The sequence below is a fragment of the Kineococcus mangrovi genome (assembly GCF_041320705.1).
Lineage (GTDB): Bacteria > Actinomycetota > Actinomycetes > Actinomycetales > Kineococcaceae > Kineococcus > Kineococcus mangrovi.
Genome location: NZ_JBGGTQ010000010.1, coordinates 1 through 17,441, shown reverse-complemented (window position 1 = coordinate 17,441; position 17,441 = coordinate 1). Strand labels below are relative to the sequence as shown.

Here is a 17,441-nt window from a genome sequence, read left to right as displayed (position 1 = left end):
GTGCGCGCGGTCACGGCCGTGTGGATGGGTTTCGCGCACCTCGTCGGCGGGGCCGCCCGGCGCGTCGGGACCGGCGCCCGCGACCTCGACCCCGAGCTGCGCCGCGACGGCGCCGGCTTCGCCCTGCTGGCCCTGGCGATCGTCGTCGCCGCCCGCGAGTGGTGGGGCCTGCCCGGCCGCGCCGGCGCCTTCGTCCACACCGTCGTCGCCGGGACGTTCGGCGAGGTCGCCCTCGTGCTGCCCGTCGTGCTCGTGGGCCTGTCGGTGCACCTGCTGCGCCACCCCGACCACACCCAGACCACCACGCGCGCCGTCGTGGGCTCGATCGCCCTGACGCTGGCCACGGCCGGCCTCGTGCACCTGGCCACCGGCGCCCCGTCCCCGACCGGGCCCGAGGGCGCCGGTGCGGTCACCGACTCCGGCGGGATGCTCGGCTTCCTCGTGGCCGGTCCCCTGACGACGGCCCTGACGGCGTGGGTCGTCGTGCCGATCCTCGTGCTGCTCGGCTTCTTCGGCGTGCTCGTCCTCACCGCCACGCCGGTGCACGCCATCCCGTCCCGCGCGCGCGAGGCCTACGAGCGGCTGACCCACCACCCGCACCGGCCCGCGCCCGAGGAACGCCCCTCCCGGGGGGACCTGCCCGCCAGCGCCCTGGCCCGCCAGCGCGCGGCCCGCGCGCTGGAGGCCGGGCCGGGGCAGGACGACGCCCCGCCGCGCCGGCGCGGGCGCAAGGCCCAGGAGGCGCGCGAGGCGGAGGAGGCCGCCGCCCGCGTCGGGGACGAGGCCTTCGAGCAGGCCGCCATCACCGACGCCGCCGTCGAGGGGACCGGACGCCGGCCCCGCCCCGGCGAGCGCCGCGCCGTGCCCTCCGACGTCCCGTCCGTGCGCGAGGCGCTGGCCGCCGACGGCGGCCCCGCCGCGCCCGTCGTCGACGGGGCCTCCGTGCCCGCCAGCAAGCCCGCGGACCTCGCCCCGCCGGAGGCCACCCCGCTGCCGCCGCGCATCGAGCAGCTCACCCTCGCCCCGGACGTGACGTACACGCTGCCCGAGGCGGCGGCCCTGACGCCGGGGACCCCGCCGAAGGAGCGCAGCGCCGCCAACGACCGCGTCGTCGAGGCGTTGTCGGGGGTGCTGGACCAGTTCGACATCGACGCGCGCGTCACCGGCTTCTCCCGCGGCCCGACGGTCACGCGCTACGAGGTCGAGCTCGGTCCCGGGACGAAGGTCGAGCGCGTCACCCAGCTGTCCAAGAACATCGCCTACGCGGTGGCCAGCGCCGACGTGCGCATCCTGTCCCCGATCCCCGGCAAGTCCGCGATCGGCATCGAGATCCCCAACAGCGACCGCGAGACGGTCTCCCTCGGCGACGTCCTGCGCTCGCACGCGGCGACCTCGACCGAGCACCCGATGGTCATGGGGGTCGGCAAGGACGTCGAGGGCGGGTTCGTCGTGGCCAACCTGGCGAAGATGCCGCACCTGCTCGTCGCCGGGGCCACCGGCGCCGGGAAGTCGAGCTTCGTGAACTCGATGATCACCTCGATCCTCATGCGGTCCACGCCGGACGAGGTGCGCATGGTCCTGGTCGACCCCAAGCGCGTCGAGCTGACGATCTACGAGGGCATCCCGCACCTCATCACGCCGATCATCACGAACCCGAAGAAGGCCGCCGAGGCCCTGGAGTGGGTCGTGCGCGAGATGGACGTCCGCTACGACGACCTCGCCGCGTTCGGATTCAAGCACGTCGACGACTTCAACAAGGCGGTGAAGGCGGGCAAGGTCACGCCGCCGGAGGGCTCGCAGCGGGTGCTGCACCCCTACCCGTACCTGCTCGTGATCGTCGACGAGCTGGCCGACCTCATGATGGTCGCCCCCCGCGACGTCGAGGCGTCCATCCAGCGCATCACGCAGCTGGCGCGCGCCGCCGGGATCCACCTGGTCCTGGCGACCCAGCGCCCCTCGGTCGACGTCGTCACCGGGCTCATCAAGGCCAACGTCCCCTCCCGGCTGGCCTTCGCGACGAGCTCGCTCGCCGACTCCCGCGTGGTCCTGGACCAGCCCGGTGCCGAGAAGCTCGTCGGCCAGGGCGACGCGCTGTTCCTGCCGATGGGCGCCTCCAAGCCCATGCGCGTGCAGGGGGCCTGGGTCACCGAGAGCGAGATCGAGGCCGTCGTCTCGCACGTCAAGGCGCAGCTGCGCCCCGTGTACCGCGAGGACGTCGTCGCGCCGACGCAGAAGAAGCAGATCGACGAGGAGATCGGCGACGACCTCGACGTGCTGCTGCAGGCCGCCGAGCTCGTCGTCACGACGCAGTTCGGTTCCACGTCGATGCTGCAGCGCAAGCTGCGGGTCGGGTTCGCCAAGGCGGGCCGGCTCATGGACCTGCTGGAGTCGCGCGGCGTCGTGGGCCCGAGCGAGGGGTCCAAGGCCCGCGACGTGCTCGTGCGCCCCGACGACCTGCCCGCCACCCTCGCCCTCATGCGCGGTGAGGAACCGCCGAGCGCGCAGGAGCCCGCGGGCGAGCCCGAGGTCGTCGACGGGGACGGGTCCGAGGACGCCTGGGAGCTGCTCGACCGCCGCTGACCCCCGCTCGGCCTCGGCGCGGGTGGCGTCGACGAGGCCGAGCCGGGGGCGACGACACGTCACGGAGAGCGAGCAAGGCGTCGCCTGTCGGTGACTCTCCGTGTAACTTTGAACCATGGACGCGCCCCGACCCACCGAGCCCGTCCGGCTGCCCGGCGATCGCCGCGACGGCGAGCGCCGAGACCTCGACCTCCTCGTCTGGGACGCACCGAACATCGACATGACGCTGTCCTCGATCCTCGGGTCGCGGCCGGCGTCCTCGGACCGCCCGCGCTTCGACGCCATCGCCCGCTGGTTCCTCGCCGAGGCCGCCGACCACGAGGTCGAGGGCTGCGTGTTCACCAACGTCCACCCGACGAGCGCGGTGTCGCTGCGGGGCTGGATCGAAGCGCTGCGCAACTTCGGGTACGCCGTGTTCGCCCGGCCCAAGGTGCACCCCGAGGACGACGTCGACGACGCGATGCTGCAGCACATCGCCTCCCGCCGGGCCAGCCACCGGCTGCGCCGCGTGGTCGTGGCCAGCGGGGACGGGCGCAACTTCCTGGCCCCCCTGGAGGAGCTGCACCGCGCGGGGGTGCGCGTGGTGGTGCTGTCGTTCGCGGAGGTCGCCGGCTACGCGCAGGAGTCCCCGCTCATCGAGTTCGTCGACCTCGAGGACGTGCCGGGCTCGTTCCAGGTCTCCCTGGGCCGCACCCGGCTGACGGCCCTGCCGCCGGACGGGGGCTGGTTCCGGCCCACCCGGCCCATGCGCGCGCTCCTGGAGGAGGGGGCGTCCCTGGACCACCCGCACGCTCCCGAACCCGCCCGCGACGCCGACCCGTCGCGCGTCGGTCCCCCCGCCCCGCACGCGCCGGACGCGCCCGCGCCCGGGGCCCCCGACGTGGGGGAGGTGGCGCGGGCCCAGCCCCCGCACGCCCCGCGGCCCCGCACCGCCTGAGCGGGCCTGAGCGCGCCTGACCCCGCGGTCGGGCGGGACCGGGTCCGGGGCCACGTACCCTGGATCGGTGCCCGCCACCCCCACCCGTTCCGTCGCCCTGGTGACCCTCGGCTGCGCCCGCAACGACGTCGACTCCGAGGAGCTCGCCGGGCGCCTCGCCGACGCCGGCTGGACCCTGGTCGAGGACGCGGACGGCGCCGACGTGGCGGTCGTCAACACCTGCGGGTTCGTCGAGCAGGCCAAGAAGGACTCCATCGACACGGTCCTGGCCGCGGCCGACCTCAAGGAGGCGGGGCGGACGAAGGCCGTCGTCGCGGTCGGGTGCATGGCCGAGCGCTACGGCAAGGACCTCGCCGAGTCCCTGCCCGAGGCCGACGCCGTCCTCGGGTTCGACTCCTACGGGGACCTGTCGAGCCACCTCGAGGCGATCCTGCACGGCGAGGCGCGCGAGTCCCACGTCCCGCGCGACCGCCGCACGCTGCTGCCGCTGGCCCCGGCCGACCGGCAGGCCGCCCGTGCCGCCACCACCGTCGCCGAACCCGACCTGCCGGAGGGCCTGGCCCCCGCGAGCGGTCCGCGGGTCGTGCGCCGACGGCTCGGCTCGGGCCCGTGGGCGCCGGTCAAGATCGCGGCGGGCTGCGACCGCCGCTGCTCGTTCTGCGCCATCCCCGCCTTCCGCGGGTCCTTCGTCTCCCGGCCCGCGGGCGAGGTCCTCGCCGAGACGCGGTGGCTGGCCGGGCAGGGCGTCAAGGAGGTCTTCCTCGTCAGCGAGAACACCACCTCCTACGGCAAGGACCTCGGGGACCTGCGGGCGCTGGAGGCCCTGTTGCCGCAGGTCGCCGCCGTGGAGGGCATCGAGCGGGTCCGCGTCTCCTACCTGCAGCCGGCCGAGGTCCGTCCCGGTCTGCTGGACGCCCTGACCGCCACGCCCGGGGTCGTGCCGTACTTCGACCTGTCGTTCCAGCACTCCGCGCCGAACGTGCTGCGCCGCATGCGCCGCTTCGGCAGCACCGACGCCTTCCTGGCCCTGCTGGAGCAGGTGCGCGAACGGTTCCCGACCGCGGGCGTGCGGTCCAACGTCATCGTCGGCTTCCCCGGGGAGACCGAGGACGACGTCGAGGAGCTGTGCTCCTTCCTCGAACGCGCCCGGCTCGACGTCGTCGGGGTCTTCGGCTACTCCGACGAGGACGGCACGGAGGCTGCGACCCTCGAGGGGAAGCTGCCCGAGGACGTCGTCGCCGCCCGCGCCGACCGCGTCAGCCGCCTCGTCGAGGAGCTGGTCGCCCAGCGCGCCGAGGAACGGCTCGGGGAGGTCGTCGAGGTGCTCGTGGAGTCCGTCGTGGACGAGGACGGCGACCCGCACGTCGTCGGCCGCGCCGCCCACCAGGGACCGGACGTCGACGGCGAGACCGAGCTGGACCTGCCGCCGGGCGTGACGGTCGCCGTCGGCGACGTCGTGCGCGCCCGGGTCACGGGGGTCGCCGGGGCCGACCTCCTCGCGGAGCCGCTGGTGGGGACTACGGTCGGGGCATGAGCACCAAGGCGGGTCTGCACTGGAACACGCACCGGGTGCACCTGCCGAACGCGCTGACGGTGCTGCGGATCGTCTTCGTGCCGGTGTTCGTCTGGTTCCTGGCCGCCGACGGCGGCACGAACTGGCGCTGGCGGCTCGCCGCGACGGTCGTCTTCGTCGCCGCCAGCATCACCGACCGCTACGACGGGCACCTGGCCCGCCGCTGGGAGGTCGTCTCCGACTTCGGCAAGATCGCCGACCCCATCGCGGACAAGGCGCTCATCGGCGCCGGCCTGCTCGTCCTGTCCCTGCAGGGACGGCTGTGGTGGTGGATGACCGTGGTCATCCTCGCCCGCGAGCTGCTCGTCACCCTGCTGCGCTTCATCGTCATCCGCCGCGGGGTCATCCCCGCCGCCAAGGGCGGCAAGATCAAGACGGTCGTGCAGACGGTCGCCGTGGGGCTGTTCGTCCTGCCGCTGCCCGCCGCGCTGGACCCGCTGTGCCTGGCCGTCATGGCGGTCGCGGTCGTCCTGACGGTCTGGAGCGCCTGGGCGTACTTCGTCGCCGGGGCCAGGCTCCTGCGCCCGTGACGGCCGGCCCCGCCGCCGACGCGCACGCGGTGGTCGCGGCGCTGACCGCCGCCGGTCGTACCGTCGCCACGGCCGAGTCGCTGACCGGCGGCCTGCTGTGCGCGACCCTCGTCGACGTCCCGGGCGCCTCGGCCGTCGTCCGCGGCGGCGTCGTGGCCTACGCCACCGCGCTGAAGGTGAGCGTCCTCGGGGTCGACGCCGCGGCCCTCGCGCGCACCGGTCCCGTCGACGGCGCCGTCGCCGAGCAGATGGCCCGCGGTGCCCGCCGAGTGCTGGGTGCCGACGTCGGCCTGGCCACGACGGGCGTCGCCGGACCGGGCCCGGCCGACGGCTTCCCCGCGGGGACGGTCTTCGTCGGGCTGGCGGCCGACGAGCTGCCCGGTGGGGCCCGGCACGTGCGGCTCGACGTGCCGGGCGAGCGGCCCGCGGTCCGCCGGGAGACGGTGCGCGCGGTCCTGGCCGAGCTCGCGGCCCTGCTCGCCGCCCCCGCGGAGGAACACGACGACCCCGCGGGGAGTTGAGCCAGACGTGCGCAACTCCGTTCCCACCACCACCTCCGCGCCCCGTCCGGGGTACGGTGGTGGTTCCACCACAGGCAGCCACCGAGCAGGTCCGGACGGACGACCGGCGTTGCGCGGACTGCCACCTCGACTCCCTGAGGGAGGCCGTCGCATGGTCGTGCTCCGCCGGACGATCGGTGACGTGCTGCGTGACGAACGGCGCGGGCAGCAGCGCACCCTGCGCGAGGTCTCCTCGACGGCCCGGGTGTCCCTGGGGTACCTCAGCGAGGTCGAACGCGGCCAGAAGGAGGCCTCCAGCGAACTGCTGGCCTCCATCTGCACCGCCCTGGACGTGCCCCTGTCCGAGGTCCTGGGCGAGGTGACGCGGCGCATCGCCGACGAGGAGGGCCCGGGCGCACGTCGTCGCTACGCCGCCGAGGGGATCGTCCCGACCCCCGCGGCACCCCGCCCCATCAGCCCCGAGGTGGCCGACCGGGCCGAGGCGGCCGACGCCCCCGGCAGCGCCCTCGACACCGATCTGGACTCGATCGTCGAGCAGGCCGTCGACTCGGTCGTCGACCACGCCATCGACTCCGCCCTCGGGGAGGTGCCGAGCCGGGAGTTCTCCGTCGAGCTCGAGGGCCTGCCGGCCGAGCTGGAGCTCATCGTGCGCCGACGCCTCATCCCGGCGGCCTGAGCCCGGGTCACTTCCGCGTGCGGTAGGTGCGCGCGGCCTGCGGCCGGCTGGAGCTGCCCAGCGGGCGCTGCGGCCGGCCGTCGTCCGTCGGGGCGGGGCCGCGCTGGCAGCCGGGGCAGTAGAACGCCGTCCGGTCCTGCGGCGGGTCCCCGATCACCGCCACCCGCACGGTGGCGCCGCACCGTAGGCACGGCAGCCCCGAGCGGGCGTGGGCGTAGTTCTGCCGGCCCCGGCGCAGGTCGCCCGTGGTCACCTGGTCGGCGCGGTCCTTGTTGAGGTCCAGCAGCCGGTGCACCAGCGCCACGAAGGCCGCCGGGTCCTCCAGGTCCCGCACCGGCGACCAGGGCGTGAGCCGGGCCAGGAAGCACGCCTCGGCCAGGTAGAACGTGCCCACCCCGGCCAGGACGCGTTGGTCCAGCAGCGCCGCCCCCAGCTCGCGGTCGGGGTCGGCGAGGAGCCGGCGACCGGCCTCGCCCGGGTCCCAGCCCGGACCCAGCAGGTCCGGGCCGAGGTGGCCGACGAGCTCGTCCTCGCGGTCGGTGGTCACCAGGTCGAGCATCCCCAGCTTGTGGCCCACGGCCGTCCACACGTCGGTGCCGAGCACGGCGCGGACACCGGAGGCCGAGCGGCGCCCGCGGGGGTCACCGGTCCGCTCGACGTACCAGGACCCCTCCATCCGCAGGTGGCTGTGCAGCGTGAGGGCCGGGTCCTGGGTCCCGTCGAGCGCCGGGCCGGCCGCGATGCGCGTCAGGAGGTGCTTGCCGGCGCTGACGACCTCGACGACCTTGCGGCCGGTGAGGTCGACCGTGGCCAGGCTCGGCCAGCGCAGGTCGCTCGCGGTGAGCTCTCGGCCGGCCAGGGCCCGGTGCAGGCGCCGCGCGGTGCGCCAGACGACGTCTCCCTCGGGCACCCCTCAGCTCCGGATCCGCAGCCCGCGGGGCGTCGCGTGGAACCCGGCGGCCTCCAGGGCCCGGCCCAGCGGGGAGTCGGCGGCCAGGACGCCGCTGCCGTCGGCCTTCTCCACGGTCAGCTTGCCCAGCACCCCGTCGCGCACGGCCAGGGCCAGGGCGTCGGCCGCCGGTTGCAGCACGTCCTCCTGCGCCGTCCAGGACAGCACCGACCGGCCCCCGCGCTCGACGTACAGGGCGAGCTCGCCGTCGACGAGGACGACGAGGGCACCCGCCTTGCGGCCCGGCCGGTGCCCGCTCGCCCCGGCGCTGCCCTCGGGCCGTTCGGGCCACGCCAGGGCGGCGCCGTAGGGGTTCGCCGGGTCGGTCGCGGCCAGGACGAGGGCACCGGGCCCGGTGTCCGACGCACCGCGCCGCTGCGACGGGCTCGCCCCGCCCACCGGTTTCGCCGTGTCCCGCAGCCGGTCCACCGCGCCCGTCGTGGCGAACTGGGACGCGCCGAGGCCCTCGACGAAGTACCCGCGGCGGGCCCGGCCGGCGTCCTCGAACGCCGACAGCACCTTGTAGACCGCCGCGAACCCGCCGGGGACGCGCTCGCTGCCGACGGCGCCGCGGGTCAGGACGCCGTGCCGGTCCAGCAGCACCTCGGCGCTGGCGTGCGCGCGCACCGTCGCGTCGGTCTCGACCTCGGGCAGCGCCGACCAGCGTCCCGCCGCCGACGGCGGTCCGCCGCGGGAGGGCAGTTCCAGGCGCCGGGTGCCGCGGGGGGCGCGACCGGGCCGGGCGTAGCGCGTCCGGGGCGCCGACGCGCGCGGCTTGTGGGCCCCGCGGCCGCTCAGGCGGTTGCGCAACGGCGCCAGGGTGTCGTTGGTCAGCCGGCCCGCCCACACCAGGTCCCACAGCACCGCGGTGAGCCCGGGGTCGTCGCTCGAGCCGACCGCCTCGGACAGGGCCCGGAAGAAGTACGCGCCCCCACCACCGAGCGCGTCCAGGACGGCCCGGTGCAGCTCGGTGTCCACCTCGACGTCGGCCTCGGCCGGGTCCGGCAGGGTCAGCGGGGCGAGGTCGGCCGGGTGCAGCGAGACCCACCCGTCGTCACCGGGCAGGCTGCCGTGACCGGACCACACGACCTCCCCGGCCGCGGTCAGCTCGTCGAGCATCGACGGCACGTAGCCTTCGACGCGGGAGGCCAGGACGAGCGGTTCCAGGGCGCTGGCCGGCACGACCGCACCGGCCAGCTGCTCCACGACCCGCAGCACCCCGTCGACGCCGCGCATCCGCTGGCGCAGTCCGGTGCTCACGCCCTGCCAGGCGGGCAGGAAGCGGGCCAGGTCCCGGGGCGGGACGGGTTCGACGTCGGCGCGCAGCGCGGCCAGCGAGCGGCGGCGCAGGATGCGCAGGACGTCGGCGTCGCAGAACTCCAGCCCCGTCCCGCCCGGGCGCAGCTCGCCCTCGACGAGGCGCCCGGAGGCCTGCAACCGGCGCAGGGCGTCGTGCGCCACCGCCCGGCCCACGCCGAAGCGGGCCGCGGCGTCGGCCGCCGTGAACGGGGCGCGGGTGCGGGCGTACCGCCCGAACAGCTCGCCCAGCGGGTCGGCCACCGGTTCGGTGAACGCCTCGGGGATGCCGACGGGCAGCGGGGTGCCCAGGCCGTCGCGCAGGCGCCCGGCGTCTTCGATGACGGCCCAGTGCTCCTGGCCGGCGATCCGGACCCGGATGAGCCGGCGCGCGTCCTCCAGCCCCGCCAGCCAGCGCGTCGCGTCGCCCTCGCTGCGGGCGGCGACCTCGGCGGTCGTCAGCGGGCCGAGCACGCGCAGCAGGTCCGCGACGTCCTCGGCGTCGGTGGACCGGCGCTCGGGGACGAGCCGCTGCAGCTCGTCCTCGGTGCGCTGCACGGCCTCGGGGTCGAGCAGGTCGCGCAGCGCGGCCCCCTCCCCGCGGCCGAGCAGTTCGGCCAGCAGGCTCGGGTCCAGGGCCAGCGCCGCGGCCCGCCGCTCCGCGAGCGGGGAGTCGCCCTCGTAGAGGAACTGCGCGACGTAGCCGAACATCAGGCCGCGGGCGAAGGGGGAGGGTTGGGGCGACTCGACCTCGACGATGCGGACCTTGCGGGCGGCCAGGTCGGTCATGAGCTGTTCGAGCCCGGTCACGTCGAAGACGTCGGACAAGCACTCGCGCACCGTCTCCAGCACGATCGGGAAGCTCGCGAACCGGCTCGCGACCTGCAGGAGCGAGGCCGCGCGCTGACGCTGCTGCCACAGCGGCTGGCGCCGGCCCGGCTGCCGGCGGGGCAGCAGCAGGGCCCGGGAGGCGCACTCGCGGAACCGGGACGCGAACAGCGCCGAACCGCCGATCTCGGCCGTCACGAGCTCGGCCACCTCGTTCGCCTCCAGGGCCACGAGGTCGGCCACGTCGGGGGCCTGCCCCTCGGGCAGGTCCAGGTCCGGTAGCCGCAGGACGATCCCGTCGTCGGCGGGCATGGCCTGCACGTCGACGCCGAACCGTTCGCGCATCCGGGCGCCGAGGGCCAGCGCCCAGGGGGAGTGGACCTGCCCGCCGAAGGGGGAGTGCAGGCAGATGCGCCAGTCCCCGAGCTCGTCGCGGAAGCGCTCGACGACGATCGTGCGGTCGTCCGGGACGTGCCGCGTCGCCTCCTGCTGCTCGGTGAGGTAGGCGAGCAGGTTCCCCGTGGCCCAGTCGTCCAGGCCCGCGGCCAGCACCCGCTCGCGCGCGGCGTCCCCGCCGAAACCCCCGTCGAGGGAGCCGAGTTCGCGGACGAACTCCCCGAGCGCGCGGCCGAGCTCGGCGGGCCGGCCCAGGGCCTCCCCGTGCCAGAACGGCAACCGCCCCGGCTGCCCCGGGGCCGGCGTCACGAGGACGCGGTCGTGGGTGATGTCCTCCACCCGCCACGCCGAGGACCCCAGCGTGATGACGTCCCCCACGCGGGACTCGTAGACCATCTCCTCGTCGAGCTCCCCGACGCGCCGCCCCGGCCCCTCGCCGGAGGCCAGGAACACCCCGAACAACCCGCGGTCGGGGATCGTCCCGCCGCTGGTCACCGCGAGCCGTTGCGCCCCGGGGCGCCCGGTGAGGGTGTCGGTGACGCGGTCCCACACCAGCCGCGGGCGCAGCTCGGCGAACTCCTCGCTCGGGTACCGCCCGGACAGCATGTCCAGGACCGCGTCGAGCACCGCGCGCGACAACGTCGCGAACGGGGCGGCGCGCTGGGCCAGGGCCAGCAGGTCCGGCACCGTCCACTCGTCCATCGCCACCATCGCCACGACCTGCTGGGCCAGCACGTCGAGGGGGTTCGCCGGGACGCGCAGCTCCTCGATCCGGCCGTCGCGCATGCGCTCGACGACCACCGCCGTCTGCAGCAGGTCGCCGCGGAACTTAGGGAACAGCACCCCGCGGGAGACCGCGCCGACCTGGTGGCCGGCGCGGCCGACGCGCTGCAGCCCGCTGGCCACGCTGGGCGGGGACTCGACCTGCACGACGAGGTCGACCGCGCCCATGTCGATGCCCAGCTCCAGGCTCGACGTCGCGACGACGGCGGGCAGCCGGCCGGCCTTGAGGTCCTCCTCGATGAGGGAGCGCTGCTCCTTCGAGACCGACCCGTGGTGGGCGCGGGCCAGGACGGGGGGCCGGTTCTGCGCGTGCCCGGCGGCACCCATCACCTCGGCCGGGGGAGCCGCGGGGGTGTCCCCGTCCTCCCCCTCCGGGTTCAGCCGCTCGTCCCAGACCTCGTTCAGGCGGGCGGTGAGCCGTTCGGACAACCGGCGGGAGTTGGAGAACACCAGCGTCGAGCGGTGGTCGGCCACGAGGTCGACGATGCGTTCCTCCACGTGCGGCCAGATGCTCGCCCGGCGCGGGTCCCCCGCCGCCTGGCCCGTGAGGTCGTCCGGGTCCTCCGCGCCGCGGCCGGAGGCGTCCAGGTCGCTCATGTCCTCGACGGGCACGACGACCCGCAGGTCGAACTCCTTCGTCGACGGCGGCTGCACCACGGTGACGGGCCGGCCGCCGGAGACCCACTCGGCGACCGTCTGCACCGGGCGCACCGTCGCCGACAACCCGACGCGCTGGGTGGGTTCCCCGCCGGCGGCGGCGACGAGCGCGTCGAGGCGTTCCAGCGACACCGCCAGGTGCGCCCCGCGCTTGGACCCCGCCATGGCGTGGACCTCGTCGAGCACGACCGTGCGCACCCCGCGCAGCTGCTCGCGCGCCTTCGACGTCAGCAGCAGGAACAGCGACTCCGGTGTCGTGATGAGCACGTCCGGCGGGGTGCGGGTGAACCCGCGGCGCTCCTCGGTCGAGGTGTCCCCCGAGCGCACGCCCACGCGCACGTCGGGGACGGGCAGGCCCAGGCGCTGCGCCGCCTGCCGGATGCCCGTCAGCGGGGAGCGCAGGTTGCGCTCCACGTCGACGGCGAGGGCCTTGAGGGGGGAGACGTACAGCACGCGGCAGCGGTGGTCCTTGTCCTCCGGGACCGGTTCGGCGGCCAACCCGTCGAGGGCCCACAGGAACGCCGACAGCGTCTTGCCCGACCCCGTCGGGGCCACGACGAGCGCGTGCTGGCCGCGGCTGACGGCGTCCCACGCACCGAGCTGGGCCGGGGTCGGGGCCTCGAACGCCCCCGTGAACCACGCCCGGGTGGCCTCGGAGAACCGCCCCAGCACCTCCGGCGCGGACAGGTCGGCGGCCGCTGCGGCGGGACGGGGCGTGCTCACCTCGTCATGACACCACCCGCCTCCGACACGTGCGCCTCGTGACGGCGGCCCGTGGGCCCCGTGGCACCCTGGCGCCCATGCGCGTCAGCGAGTTCTGGACCCTGGTCACCGACGAGTTCGGGGACGCCTACGGGCGCTCGCTGGCCGCCGACCAGCACCTGCTGGCCCTCGAGGACCGGACGGCGCGCGAGGCCCTGGACGCCGGCGTGGACCCGAAGGCGATCTGGCTGGCCCTGTGCGACGCCATGGACGTGCCGGACGCGCGCCGGCTGGGGAAGGACCCGCGCCCGCCCCGGCGCCGCTGACGGTCCCGCGCGACCGGGTTCACTCCCCGGTCGCGCCGTCGACCCGCTCGCGCAGCAGGTCGGCGTGCCCGTTGTGCCGGGCGTACTCCTCCACGAGGTGCACCAGCACCCAGCGCACGCTCGTCGTCCCCTGGCGCGGGTGCTCGAAGACGTCGTCGAGGTCGTGCGCCGCCAGGACCCGCTGTCCCTCCTCCTGCTCCCGGGTCAGCCGGGCCAGCGCCTCCTGGGGGTCGGCGTCGTCGACGTCGTCGAAGTCGCCGTCGGGGTTCTCGGGCGAGTACGTGACCGGCGGGGCGTCCTGGCCGTCGACGCGGGCCCGCCACCAGCTGCGCTCGACGTCGGCGAGGTGGCGCACGAGGCCCAGCAGGGACATCGAGGACGGCTCGACCGCGCGGCGCCGCAGCTGCTCGGCGTCCAGCCCCGCGACCTTCCACGCGAACGTGGCCCGGTGGAAGTCCAGGAAACCCGCCAGGGTCTCCCGCTCGCCGGCCCGCTGAGGCGGCTCGGGGCGCGCCGGCCCCGGGGTCAGAGCCACGTCAGGTCCGCGCCCACGGCGGTCGTGCGCAGCCGGTGCAGGCTCGTGGACGCGGCCACGAACAGGTCGGTGCCGTCCGCGCCGCCGAAGCAGACGTTCGCCACGACCTCGCCCACCACGACCTCGAGCAGCCGGGTGCCGTCGGGGGCGAACACGGTGACGGCGTCGCCGTTGCTCGTCCAGACGTTGCCGGCGGTGTCGACGCGGAACCCGTCGGCCAGGCCGCGGTCGACCTCGACGAACACCCGGCCGTTCTTCACGACCGGCCCGGACGGGACGGCGTCGGCGCCGCGGCCGCCGCGCACACCGGTCAGGACGTCGTAGACGCGGATGAGCCGGTGGCTGCCGTTGCCGGGGGTGGGTGCCGCGGAGGTGTCCGCCACGTAGAGCAGGGACTCGTCGGGGGAGAAGGCGAGCCCGTTGGGCTCCTCGACGTCGGTGACGACGACGCGCAGCTCCTCCGTCGCCGGGTCGAAGCGGAAGACGAAGTTGTCCCCGTACTCGCGGAACCCCTCGTGCCCCTCCACCTCGACGGTGATGCCGTACGGCGGGTCGGTGAACCAGATCGCCCCGTCGCGCGCGACGACGACGTCGTTGGGGGAGTTGAACCGCTCGTCCCCGAACCGGTCGACGAGGACGTGCGTGGTGCCGTCGGCCTCCGTGCGCTCGATCGCGCGCCGCCCGTGCGAGCACGCGACGACGCGACCCTCGCGGTCGAGCGTGCGCCCGTTGGTGAACTCCACCCCGTCGCGGTGGACGGTGAGCCCGCCGCCGCCCTCGGCCTCGGTGCCGCTGGACTCGTCCCAGCGCAGGACCCGGTTCCCCGGGATGTCGCTGACGACGCACGCGCGCTCGGCCGGCAACCACAGGGGGCCCTCGGCCCACGTGCTGCCGGACCCGAGGCGTTCGAGGACCGTGCCGGGCGGGAGGAGGGACGCTCCGCGCGGGTCCAGGACCTGCGGGGCGGGGGAGGGGCTGGGGGAGGACGGCTGCGTCACGCGCCGAGCCTAGCCGCGGGCCGACACGCCTCACGGTGATGCACCAGGACATCGGTGACACTTCACGTGTCAGGACTTCGGTGACAGTCGCAGGGCTGAGCAGGTGCCGGTCTCCCACGACTGCGCGCACACCGCGGGATGACCGTGACGTCGCGCTCAGCGGCACGAGCAAGGACCAGCGCAGCTGCTAGGACGGAGGTCACCGCCGCGACGAGGGGAGGTGAGGACATGCCCGAGAAGGCGCAGCAGCTGTCCATGGAGGTGGTCGAGGCCCTGCGGCTGCTGAAGCGCGGGCAGGAGCTCACGTCCGCGCTGCGGCCTTCGTCTCGAGCACCCGGTTCTCTGCACTGGTCCTGGGCCCCCGTGCGCGCGGAGCGCCTGCGCCGGCTGAGCGGCTTCGCCCCGTTGCGTCTTCCTGCCCGATCCACCACCGGCCAGCGCGAGGTCCTCGCGGTGCCAGGACGAGAAGGCGAGCCGAGGCTCGTCGTCGACCAGGACGGGCAGGCGGTGACCTCGCTGTTCGCGGTCTTCTACCTGCCGCAGCACCTGCACTGGCGACAGGCACGGACGTCGTCGGTGCTGCGAGCTGACGTCACGGCGATCTACGTCCAGGAGGCCGATGACCGGCCCTGGCCGCTGTCGATGATCCATCGCCGGCACAACCTGGACGCCGACGGCTTGCCCGTCCCGGTCAAGGCTGGAGGTGACTGCGTCGTGGTCGAGGTCGGTGGGACTGCGGTCGGTGTCCAGGCTGACCTCAGTGGAGCGGTCAGCGTCGGGTGGTCGGTCTCCCCGACGGGCCAGGACGGCCGTCGGTGGAACGTCACGCTGCTGACTCGACGGTCAGCGGTCGATGCGGTGCAGCTGGTGCAGGACGCAGGGCTGTTGAGCTCAGCGAGCTCCCCAGTGGACTGAGACGCGCACACCGCGGGATGACCGTGCGCCGCGCGCACCGCGGGATGAGCGCGAGCAGCGGGACGAGCACGATGGAACAGCTGAAGCCGAGACCATCGCCCCACGGCGGTGGTTCCCTGTCGTCAACGAGCTGGGAACAGCGCGATGTCGCTACTCCACTGCTCAGCTGCCATGAGCAGCTGAGCCCGGTCGACCCGCAACGGGATGCTGTACTCGTAGATGCGGGGACTGAGTCCTCCTGTCCATCCGGGTCTGCTGGCCTCAGCTTCCAGGGACAGGTGCACGCGCAGCACCGTGTGCTCACCTTCGACCGCGGCGATGCTGAAGGCCAGGTTGGGCTCGGTGAAGATCAGCGTGTGCGTCATGAGGTCAGAGGCGGGGGTGTCCGTCGGCTCGAGGCGTCCTTCGGCCGCGGCGTGCAGCCAGTCGAGCAGCTCTCGCGCGTCCCACGTAGTCAGGTCCGGCTCGTCGAACGCCCATGACTCCCCGGCGGCGGTGCGCACCCTGCCGTGCACGACGAGCCAGTTGGCGTCCGGTTCGCCGGCAGTGGTGAGGTCCGGGTACTCGTAGCCGCTGACGCGGAGCTCGAAGGCGGCGCCGTCGGTGGAGGTGAGCTGCACCTGGGGAGTGTCCCGCGTCTACTGGCGGGGATGCTCAACGCGGTGCTTGGTCCTGCTCTGAGCACGGTCTTCGAGACCGCTCGGTCTTCGACACGACCGCGAGGTCGGCGTCAGTTCGAGACCGCGCACAACGCGGGATGAGCGGGCGTTCTTGGCGGCGGTGCTGTTGTGACCTAGCCGCGCTGACTACCGTGATCCGGACTTGTCCGGCCCGGTGACGGCTGGGCGGTGGGCGTGGGAATGCTGACGCGGTGAGGGGGTTGGATGGCCGCCTGGGTGGCCTTGGTGCTCGGCTTGGCGCTCATCGACAGCATCAACCCCTCAGCCATCGCGGTGACGTTGTACCTGCTGCTTTCACGCACCGATCCAGGCTCACGGGTCCTGGCCTACGTCGCGGGCATCTTCAGCACCTACCTGCTCACCGGCTGTCTGCTGCTGCTGGGGCTGCAAGCGGTCACCGTCCAGTTGCGTGACGCTTGGTACAGCGACGCGGCCTACGTCGTGGAAGGCCTGCTCGGTGCAGCGTTGCTCGTCTACAGCTTTTTCGCCCCCGCCCAGCGCCCACGCTCACCGGTACCCACGGCGCGTGGTCACGCGGGGCTGTTCCTGCTCGGGGCGGGCATCTCGGTCGTGGAGTTCTCCACTGCACTGCCTTACCTGGGCGTCATCGGCCTGATCACCCGGGCCGGGTTGGACGTCCAGCAGTGGCTTCCCCTGATGTTCATCTACAACGTGGTCATGGTCTTGCCGCCGGTGGCGCTGTTGCTGGCCTACCGCCTGGCCGGGGCGCGGGTGCGGCAGCGGATGCAGCGGTGGGACGCGCGGTTGCGCGCCGGTGCCCGCGGCACGTGGTTGTGGATCGTGGGCATCGTGGGGTTTCTCTTGCTGGCCGACGCGATCACCCACTTCGTCCTTCCCGGACGGGCGGGCTCAAGTGGCTGACGGGCCCGAGGCGGCACGCTCGTGACCGTGCTCGCTCTTCGGCAAGACCATGAAGTCCCGACCACGCGGGCTGCGGGATGACCGCGAAGTCGTCACGGCTCCGAGCTCCCGTCGTCCGCGTCCTGCGCTGCTGACGTCCGCTTAGAGGGGATCGCCTGCCCGCTGAGCGGTGCGTGAGCAGTCCAGCGGTGCGTAGGGGCTGGTCGCTGCTCGCCCTCGATTGCGGCGAGGAGGTTGAGCAAGGCGGAACGGTCGCGCGCCAGGTCCGCCAGGTCCCCGCCGGCCTCGACGTGCGTGTGCAGGACTTTCCCGGCCACCGTGTGGGCCTGAGGGCCGAGGAGGCGGCTGATGTGGTCGTGGATGAAGTGCAGGACCTCATCGGGTACGCCGCCTCGAGCGTAGGAGTCCTCCAGGAGCAGCCACGCGCGGAGAGCGTCGAGGGTCTCGACCAGATGCCTGCCCTCTGCAGCGGCGTTCTCCAGCTCGTCGTCACCATCCATCCCATGATCCTGACAGCGACACCGCGCACCAGGACTCGTCCGCTTCTCGTCTACTTGTTCACTTCCCTCACGGCAACAGCCCGGCCAGGCTGTGTCGAGGTGCCCGACGCGTCGTTCCCATTTCGTCTGCCCACCGGCTTCACGGGTGTGGCTCTCTCATGGTCTGCGTGGCGTCGG

At 74.4% G+C, this 17,441-nt stretch carries 14 protein-coding genes and 1 pseudogene; 9 read left to right on the top strand and 6 right to left on the bottom strand.

All coding sequences use genetic code 11. The features are described from left to right. The first annotated feature begins 24 nt into the window (after positions 1–24). From AB2L28_RS18325 to AB2L28_RS18300, 6 genes and pseudogenes are all read left to right on the top strand, one after another. Positions 25–2,580: a DNA translocase FtsK gene (locus AB2L28_RS18325; RefSeq protein ID WP_370720590.1), complete on the top strand. Its 2,556-nt coding sequence runs from the start codon at positions 25–27 to the stop codon at positions 2,578–2,580. 115 nt (positions 2,581–2,695) lie between these two features. Continuing rightward, positions 2,696–3,517, top strand: coding sequence for an NYN domain-containing protein (locus tag AB2L28_RS18320; RefSeq protein ID WP_370720432.1), 822 nt, complete (start codon positions 2,696–2,698; stop codon positions 3,515–3,517). A 67-nt stretch (positions 3,518–3,584) separates the two neighbouring features. Next, positions 3,585–5,051 (top strand): 30S ribosomal protein S12 methylthiotransferase RimO, encoded by a 1,467-nt coding sequence (gene rimO, locus AB2L28_RS18315; protein WP_370720431.1) that lies wholly within the window; start codon positions 3,585–3,587, stop codon positions 5,049–5,051. After that, positions 5,048–5,620: a CDP-diacylglycerol--glycerol-3-phosphate 3-phosphatidyltransferase gene (gene pgsA, locus AB2L28_RS18310; protein WP_370720430.1), complete on the top strand. Its 573-nt coding sequence runs from the start codon at positions 5,048–5,050 to the stop codon at positions 5,618–5,620. Before rimO ends, pgsA begins: the two co-directional genes overlap by 4 nt. Then, on the top strand, positions 5,617–6,141 hold the full coding sequence (locus tag AB2L28_RS18305; RefSeq protein ID WP_370720429.1) for a CinA family protein: 525 nt from the start codon (positions 5,617–5,619) through the stop codon (positions 6,139–6,141). Before pgsA ends, AB2L28_RS18305 begins: the two co-directional genes overlap by 4 nt. A gap of 151 nt (positions 6,142–6,292) precedes the next feature. Further along, positions 6,293–6,539, top strand: a pseudogene (locus tag AB2L28_RS18300) (helix-turn-helix domain-containing protein); the annotation flags it as partial. Between the two features lie 285 nt (positions 6,540–6,824). Here AB2L28_RS18300 and AB2L28_RS18295 read toward each other — a convergent pair. Further along, positions 6,825–7,727, bottom strand: coding sequence for a DNA-formamidopyrimidine glycosylase family protein (locus AB2L28_RS18295; RefSeq protein WP_370720428.1), 903 nt, complete (start codon positions 7,725–7,727; stop codon positions 6,825–6,827). A 3-nt stretch (positions 7,728–7,730) separates the two neighbouring features. Continuing rightward, on the bottom strand, positions 7,731–12,449 hold the full coding sequence (locus tag AB2L28_RS18290; protein ID WP_370720427.1) for an ATP-dependent helicase: 4,719 nt from the start codon (positions 12,447–12,449) through the stop codon (positions 7,731–7,733). Positions 12,450–12,526: 77 nt separating this feature from the next. Here AB2L28_RS18290 and AB2L28_RS18285 point away from each other — a divergent pair, with 77 nt between their 5' ends. Beyond that, the gene (locus AB2L28_RS18285; protein ID WP_370720426.1) at positions 12,527–12,754 is read left to right on the top strand and encodes a DUF3046 domain-containing protein; all 228 of its coding nucleotides are present in this window, start codon (positions 12,527–12,529) and stop codon (positions 12,752–12,754) included. A 19-nt stretch (positions 12,755–12,773) separates the two neighbouring features. On the opposite strand, the gene AB2L28_RS18280 is transcribed toward AB2L28_RS18285, so the two are convergent. Both AB2L28_RS18280 and AB2L28_RS18275 read right to left on the bottom strand, forming a co-directional pair. Further along, on the bottom strand, positions 12,774–13,289 hold the full coding sequence (locus AB2L28_RS18280) for a DinB family protein (protein ID WP_370720425.1): 516 nt from the start codon (positions 13,287–13,289) through the stop codon (positions 12,774–12,776). Beyond that, the gene (locus AB2L28_RS18275) at positions 13,280–14,287 is read right to left on the bottom strand and encodes an SMP-30/gluconolactonase/LRE family protein (protein WP_370720424.1); all 1,008 of its coding nucleotides are present in this window, start codon (positions 14,285–14,287) and stop codon (positions 13,280–13,282) included. The genes AB2L28_RS18280 and AB2L28_RS18275 overlap by 10 nt, the downstream gene beginning before the upstream one ends. 228 nt (positions 14,288–14,515) lie before the next feature. Here AB2L28_RS18275 and AB2L28_RS18270 point away from each other — a divergent pair, with 228 nt between their 5' ends. Beyond that, positions 14,516–15,202, top strand: coding sequence for a hypothetical protein (locus AB2L28_RS18270; RefSeq protein ID WP_370720423.1), 687 nt, complete (start codon positions 14,516–14,518; stop codon positions 15,200–15,202). A 122-nt stretch (positions 15,203–15,324) separates the two neighbouring features. Here the strand turns inward: AB2L28_RS18270 and AB2L28_RS18265 are convergent, their stop codons facing one another. Beyond that, positions 15,325–15,822, bottom strand: coding sequence for a WapI family immunity protein (locus AB2L28_RS18265; protein ID WP_370720422.1), 498 nt, complete (start codon positions 15,820–15,822; stop codon positions 15,325–15,327). Positions 15,823–16,086: 264 nt separating this feature from the next. On the opposite strand from AB2L28_RS18265, the gene AB2L28_RS18260 reads away from it, so the two are divergent. Further along, entirely contained in the window at positions 16,087–16,764 is a 678-nt protein-coding gene (locus AB2L28_RS18260) for a GAP family protein (protein ID WP_370720421.1), read from the top strand. A 92-nt stretch (positions 16,765–16,856) separates the two neighbouring features. On the opposite strand, the gene AB2L28_RS18255 is transcribed toward AB2L28_RS18260, so the two are convergent. Further along, positions 16,857–17,264 carry a hypothetical protein gene (locus tag AB2L28_RS18255; RefSeq protein WP_370720420.1) on the bottom strand — a complete coding sequence of 136 codons (408 nt, stop codon included), beginning with the start codon at positions 17,262–17,264 and terminating at the stop codon, positions 16,857–16,859. Positions 17,265–17,441 lie beyond the last annotated feature (177 nt).